Raw genomic sequence first — 1,839 nt, 5'->3', positions numbered from 1 at the left:
CTCTCTTTCAATTCTATCAGCAAAAACGAGACGAAGGCAAACCGGCAAAAGTCGCAATTGTCGCTGCTTCTCATAAGCTTTTACGCATTATTTTTGGCATGTGGAACTCAGGATCGGCATTTCAGGCTCATTAAACTCTTAAATTGGATTCTAATTCCAGTTTCGTCTGCTCTCATGGGTAGGTTTATTTAAGTATGTACAATTTTGGAATGACAAAGATTATTTTATCGAAGACTTGACTTTGATTAGCTGGTTTAGCCGATGCTACTCGACTTCATTGAAATTGCAATACTCATCTTTTACTTTTTGCATTTGTTCAATATGTCGTTTTGCGTGCTGGCACAAAAAAATAGATATATTGATAAACATCAATTTTTCCTAAATTGTTTACCGTCATTGTTGTTTTATAAAGTATTCCTTCTCCATTTTTCATTTCTTTCAAGGAATCTCTACATTCGTTAACTTGATCATCAAGTAATAACCTTATCTGACCTAACTCTTTATCTCCTTTTGGCTCCATATGTTCGGGTCTAATCCAATTAAAAGACTTATGATTAGCTATTGCATCAAGCTCTTGTAAATTTACCTGATAAGATTCTAATATTGATTTCAAGTCTTTCTTCATGGATAACTCAATAGCTTTTCGCTTCCCTTTTCTAATTAAAATCAATAAAAAAGTGGTTTGTTAGTGTTACATGCTCTAATATTTGTTCAATACTCCATCCGACCTCTGGTTTAAAAGTTAATACATCAGGCTCCAAAGTAAACCAGCTTTGATAATCTCTTAAAGTTTGAGATAATTCTTTATCTATAAAATTTATCGCTTGGTTTATATTCATGTTTTCACCAGCTTTCGAGTAGTTTTAGATAATGTTACCGTATTCACGACGTCCTACCACCTTAAGCCCGGGGGCGGCCCGCGATGCGGTTAGTCGGTGCGAGTGTGTCCGCTGAATCCACTTCATTGCCGATCGCTTCTAGCGACCGAGGGTCGACCAGGCTCCGATGCGTTAATATTATGTTACATGATGTCAAAATGCCCTCTCGAATTAGCCCACAAAATGATCTTTAATTAATTTCATTTCGATATTATTCCATATGCGTCCTGCTTTATCTTGATATACATTCTCCATACGATTCATCTTCTCAAAACCAATATTTTCGTAACATCTAATTGCCGATACATTAAAATCAAATACGTTTAAGTTTATTGCCTTTAATCTGAATTGTTCAAATCCAATCTTTACAATTTCCTTTAATGCCTTGCTTCCAATTCCTCTTCCTCGATTTTGCGTTTCACCAATTAAAAATCTTCCAATTACAGCTTCTTCAAGTTGGACTGTCAACAGTAAATCAGACAACTTTTTTAAGGGCTGCAGCTTTGTACTGAACTGGTGTCATGTAACCTAGTGAGCCATGAACTCGATGCCTGTTGAACCAGTTCACATAATCATATAATTCTACGTTTAGATGGTGAAGACTTTGGAAATTGATTTGATTTATGAACTCGGTTTTCATTACTTTGTAGGTGGCTTCAGCAACGGCGTTGTCGTAAGGGCATCCCTTCATGCTCAGCGAACGACCAATATTAAAGGTCTTTAACAACGCATCCATGGTCTGGTTATTAAACTCACTTCCACGATCCGTATGAAACCACTGAATGTCGTTTAAATCGCCTTCTATTGTGGCAAAGGCACGAGAAATCAGAGCAGCGTCCTTACGTGGACCTGCACTGTGACCAATGATTTCTCTGTTAAATAAGTCGATCAGTATACAAATATAATGCCACTTGTGCTGGACTTTCACATATGTCAGATCGCTGACTACAAAGCGTTTCAC

At 37.1% G+C, this 1,839-nt stretch carries 4 protein-coding genes; all 4 read right to left on the bottom strand.

Annotation, left to right across the window (positions count from 1 at the left end):
* Positions 1-316 precede the first annotated feature (316 nt).
* The gene (locus XI25_RS32800; RefSeq protein WP_152669068.1) at positions 317-625 is read right to left on the bottom strand and encodes a hypothetical protein; all 309 of its coding nucleotides are present in this window, start codon (positions 623-625) and stop codon (positions 317-319) included.
* Between the two features lie 31 nt (positions 626-656).
* Positions 657-839, bottom strand: coding sequence for a hypothetical protein (locus XI25_RS32795; protein WP_152669067.1), 183 nt, complete (start codon positions 837-839; stop codon positions 657-659).
* A 210-nt stretch (positions 840-1,049) separates the two neighbouring features.
* Complete coding sequence (locus XI25_RS04955) at positions 1,050-1,361, bottom strand: GNAT family N-acetyltransferase (protein WP_052759451.1); 312 nt, start codon at positions 1,359-1,361, stop codon at positions 1,050-1,052.
* The coding region (locus XI25_RS04950) for an IS3 family transposase (protein WP_046677633.1) at positions 1,354-1,839 on the bottom strand (486 nt) is incomplete at its 5' end. The genes XI25_RS04955 and XI25_RS04950, both read right to left, overlap by 8 nt.

The sequence above is a fragment of the Paenibacillus sp. DMB20 genome (assembly GCF_000987955.1).
Classification (GTDB): domain Bacteria; phylum Bacillota; class Bacilli; order Paenibacillales; family Paenibacillaceae; genus Paenibacillus_AQ.
Note: the sequence above shows the minus strand (reverse complement) of the source record. Positions and strands in the feature narration are given on the sequence as shown.